Consider the following 2,468-nt stretch of genomic DNA (forward strand, 5'->3'; position numbering starts at 1 on the left):
CTCATTTGCATAAACTCCAGAAGCTCCCACAGCGAGTCATGCGATATTTCAAGCATCGGTTTATTGCTTATGCTGCATAACTTCATGCCTCTTCTATGATTGCCGGGTTAATAACTGTAATAAATAACTTACGCATCAATCGGTAGCAATCTCATGACACAATCTTTCTGGCTTTTGGGTGCTCGCCTCAATATCATTGCCGATCACACTACAACTAACGGTCAGTACGATTTGATTGAAGGCTACTTCCCACCAGGTACACAAACACCGCTCCATCGTCACACACGCTATTCAGAACAACTCTATGTACTTGAAGGAGAATTCACGATCTGGGCAGGTGAAAACAAGTTTGTACTCAGTGCTGGTGAAAGCTTTTTGATTTCTCCTTCCACAGCGCATGCGATCGGCGTATTCAGCAATCAATCTGCTCGTGGATTGGTTGTTGCTGCGCCCAGTAGCTTTGCTCGGCTGATTGCAGCAGTCGGCACACAGGATAAAACAGCAACACCGGACATGGCACTATTTGAACGCATTTCTGCTGAGATTGGTGACGAAATTTTGAGTCCACCCGGAGCCTACCTTTAATCACTGTGAGAACATTCACGCTATTTAATTGCTCACTTTATCAACATCAACAGAGGTAACTATGGAAACAGCAGATGTAATTGTGATTGGCAGCGGTCAGGGCGGAGTTCCGATCGCGGCTGACTTTGCCAAAGCAGGGAAGAAGGTCGTTTTATTTGAGCGCGATGCCTTGGGCGGCAGTTGCATCAACTATGGCTGCACTCCTTCTAAAGCCTTTTTAGCCGCTGCCCATGCCGCAGGTCGCGCTCGACAAGCCGCAAAGCTCGGTGTACACGCGCAGGTCGAAGTCGATTTTCCTATGGTGATGGAGCGGGTGCGGGGCATTCGCAGCCAGTTTAACCACGGTACTAAACGCCGACTAGAGAGTGCAGGGGTTAAAATCGTCTGTGCTGAAGCTGTGTTCACCGGAAAACGAACGGTCAGCGGCGGCGGGGTAACGGTACAGGCTCCGATCGTCGTTATCAACACAGGCACATCTTCTACCATTCCTGACATTCCTGGTTTAGCAGGAACGCCCTATCTCACCAACCGAAACTTCTTTGATTTGCAGCAAATTCCGCCCCGGTTGCTTGTGGTTGGCGGGGGCTATATTGCTCTGGAGTTAGGGCAGGGAATAGCGCGTTTAGGCAGCCAAACCCAATTAATCGTGCGGGGCGATCGCCTGCTGGCTCAAGAAGAATCTGAGGTCAGTGCTGTGCTGCTGGATGCCTTGAAGCAAGATGGAATTGGCGTACATTTCAACGTGACGGTTAAGCAGGTTGCTTATACCAACGGTGTGTTTACCCTGACGCTGAGCAATGGTGAAGTGCTCGATGGAGAGGCATTGCTGCTTGCACCAGGACGCAAACCGAATACTGGAGCATTAAATGCTGCGGCGACCGGCGTTGAATTAGATGAACAGGGGTTTATCAAAATCGACGATCAGTTTCAGACAACGTGCCCTGGAATTTATGCGATCGGAGATGTTGCCAAACAGCCTGCTTTCACCCATGTTTCTTGGGAGGACTATCGTCGCTTAAAAGCGATTCTGTGTGGCGAACACCGGACACGCAACGATCGCGTGTTGGGTTATGCCGTTTATACAGAACCACAAGTGGGTCGAGTGGGGATGACGTTAGAGCAAGCGCAGGAAAAGGGTATCGCTGCCCGCGAAGTTACCCTGCCGATGGCTCATATTGCTCGCAGCGTTGAGTGGGGGCACGATCTGGGTTTCTACCGCATGGTCATCGACATTCAAACGAATTTGATTTTAGGAGCAACGCTGGTTGGATACGAAGCGGCTGAACTGGTGCATGTCTTTTTGTCACTGATGGAAGCGAAAGTATCCTGGCAATTGCTTGAACAATCGGTTCATATTCACCCAACTTACGGTGAGGCCTTGCCCAGTCTCGCCAGGCTACTCGCTGGAGAGGATATGCCAACCTGTCCCAATATGTAAGAAAGGAGTAATCAACAACGACTAACTTTGCAACGGTTGCCAGGTGCTGATGATTTATCAGCACGATTTGCGTTTGCCAACAGAGCGCAAATCCTCAGTTAGAAGCTCTATGCTCCTTCTCGTCAAGCTTTCGAGCAACTGCTCAAGTTGGCTCAATCTTTGTTTGCCGATGGGCAATTTGTAAGCAGGTTTTAGAGTTACTGCTCCAACTTAATTTCCCTTCGTTGCGAATTTTCAAGTCGTGAAAAATATGCATCTTGCTTCTATTAGCAAGCGTGGGAGACAGTTATTAACCCGGCAAGGTGAGAGGAGGAGGCAGAGAAGGGTAATTGCTAGTAGTCTGCCAAGGGAACTTTGCCTGGTGGGGTTATTTCTGGTAAGGTGACTCAAATCCAGGAAGATCATTATGAGTCAGAAGCGTTACATCGTCGATTTAACGGATGCC

General features: G+C 49.1%; 2 protein-coding genes. Both read left to right on the forward strand.

Annotation, left to right across the window (positions count from 1 at the left end; all coding sequences use genetic code 11):
* The first annotated feature begins 153 nt into the window (after positions 1-153).
* Positions 154-585: a cupin domain-containing protein gene (locus NDI45_RS30800; RefSeq protein ID WP_348250072.1), complete on the forward strand. Its 432-nt coding sequence runs from the start codon at positions 154-156 to the stop codon at positions 583-585.
* Positions 586-646: 61 nt separating this feature from the next.
* The gene (locus NDI45_RS30805) at positions 647-2,023 is read left to right on the forward strand and encodes an FAD-dependent oxidoreductase (protein ID WP_348250073.1); all 1,377 of its coding nucleotides are present in this window, start codon (positions 647-649) and stop codon (positions 2,021-2,023) included.
* Positions 2,024-2,468: the final 445 nt, after the last annotated feature.

Origin of the sequence: Leptolyngbya sp. GB1-A1 (assembly GCF_039962475.1) — a bacterium.
GTDB lineage: Bacteria > Cyanobacteriota > Cyanobacteriia > Elainellales > Elainellaceae > Leptolyngbya_A.

Bases quoted from the DNA above. Each gene is read 5' to 3' on its own strand.
- NDI45_RS30800 (WP_348250072.1), top strand. From the start codon at position 154: ATGACACAATCTTTCTGGCTTTTGGGTGCTCGCCTCAATATCATTGCC.
- NDI45_RS30805 (WP_348250073.1), top strand. From the start codon at position 647: ATGGAAACAGCAGATGTAATTGTGATTGGCAGCGGTCAGGGCGGAGTT.